Raw genomic sequence first — 1,989 nt, 5'->3', positions numbered from 1 at the left:
CCAATGGCATCGAGCCGGCGCGCGCGCGCCTCGGCTTCGCGCCGCAGCCCCTCATGCACCGCGCGCGCATCGGCAAGCGCGGCGCGGTCGCGGGCGACATTGGCCGAGGACTGTTCGAGCTGCAATTGCAGATCGCCAAGATCGGGCGCGTCCTGCAGCAGCATTTCCGCCTCGGCGAAGGCGGCCGAAATCTCCTCATGGCTGTCGACGATGCGGGCGCGTGCCTCATCGAGTGCGGCGCGCCGGCTCTGCAATTCGCCGCCGGCCCTTTCGGCCTCGGCCAGCGCATTGCGGGCAGCGTCCAGCCGATGCTGGGCGTCACGACCGGCCTGGCGCGTGTTGCGCTCGGCCTCGCTTGCCAGGCGGAGCGCCTGTTCAGCCTCTCCCAGCGCATCCTCGGCCTGGCGCAGGACGAGCGTCGCCTGTGTCGCCTCGGCATCGAGCTCAGCCAGCCGGTTCTTCTGCGCCAGCCGTTGTGCTGCGGCGGTCGGCGCATCGGCGCTGGCGGTGAAGCCATCCCAGCGCCAGAGCGCGCCTTCACGGCTGACCAGCCGCTGGCCGGGAGCAAGCAGCGACTGCAACCGGCGGCCGTCGCCGGCGGCCTCGACAATACCGATCTGCGCCAGGCGGCGGGCGAGCTGTGCCGGCGCGTGGACCACGCTGGCCAGGCTTTTAACGCCTTCCGGCAGAGCCGCGTCGCCGGGCTGGATCGCGCTTTCGCCCCAATGCACCGGCGCGCTGCGGTCAAGCGGCACGTCGAGGTCTTCGCCAAGGGCCGCACCCAGCGCCGTTTCGAAACCGCGATCGACGCTGATCTGCTCCAGCACGGCCGGGAAGAGATCGCCGCTGGCTGCATTCAGGATTTTGGCCAGCGTGCGCGCTTCGGTTTCGATCCGCGCCAGCTCGGCCCTGGCATCCTGAAGCGGTGGCCGGGCAGCGCTTTCGGTAGCGCGGGCATCGATGACCGACTGCTCTGCCTCGGACACGGCAGCCTCGGCCTCCTCCAGCAGCGCCATGGCCTGTTCGACCAGCACCCGCTTCTCGGCCGGATCGGGCAGGCCAGCGACCTTGGAGAGTATCTCCGACAATTCTCGGTCGACATCGGCAAGCTGGCGCGCGAAGCGGTCGCGGCGCTCGGCGGTGTCGCGCAGCGTCCGTTCGATCTGGTTGCGCGAGGCGGCTGCTTCGGCCCGTTCGGCTGTCAGCGCGGCGAGCTTGGCTTCGCTTTGTGAAAGCGTCGACGCCGCCTGTTCGAACGCCGCACGGGTGGTGGCTTCGCGTTCGGCGGCGCCGGCATTTTCCGAATTGAGTGCTGCCTCTTCGGTGCGAAGGCGCTCGAGAATGTCCGCATTGTCGCGGACCATGCGCTCTTCACGCGCGATATCGCCGTCGAGCTGCTGTAGCCGGCGCTCGAGTTCGCTCTGGCGGGCGCGGATACGGCCGGCTTCCTCCTCGATCTGCGACTTGGCGATCGACAAGCGCTGGAAGGCAGCGGCGGCGGCGGCTTCCGCGTCGCGCAAATCCGGCAACCGGTGAGCGCCGATACCTTGCTCCCTGGCGGCGGCCATCTGGGCCGCGGCGCGGTCGCCGACAAGGGCTGTCGCAACCGCCAGCGCCGAACGCGCCTCGCCTTCCTGGGTCTTGGCCAGTGTCCAGCGCAGATGCAAGAGCGTCGCTTCGGCCTTGCGGATATCGGCCGACAGGTTCTTGAAGCGGGAGGCCTGGCGCGCCTGGCGCTTCAGGCTTTCGATCTGGCTTTCCAGCTCGCCGACGACGTCGTCCAGTCGTTCGAGGTTCTGCTCGGCCGCCTTCAGCCGCAGTTCTGCCTCGTGGCGGCGGGTGTGCAGGCCGGAAATGCCTGCTGCCTCTTCGAGCAGCGCGCGGCGTGCCTGCGGCTTGGCCTGGATCAGTTCGCCGATGCGGCCCTGACCGACCATCGACGGCGAACGCGCGCCGGTCGACTGGTCGGCGAACAGAAGCTGCACGTCC

Annotated in this window: 1 protein-coding gene; it reads right to left on the bottom strand. The window is 69.6% G+C overall.

Annotated elements, in window-relative coordinates:
- On the bottom strand, positions 1-1,989 hold a 1,989-nt coding region (locus EN749_RS34815; protein WP_145991150.1), incomplete at both ends, for a chromosome segregation SMC family protein.

This window comes from Mesorhizobium sp. M7A.F.Ca.ET.027.02.1.1 (assembly GCF_004022985.1).
GTDB lineage: Bacteria > Pseudomonadota > Alphaproteobacteria > Rhizobiales > Rhizobiaceae > Mesorhizobium.
This window is presented reverse-complemented; position numbering and strand designations above follow the sequence as displayed.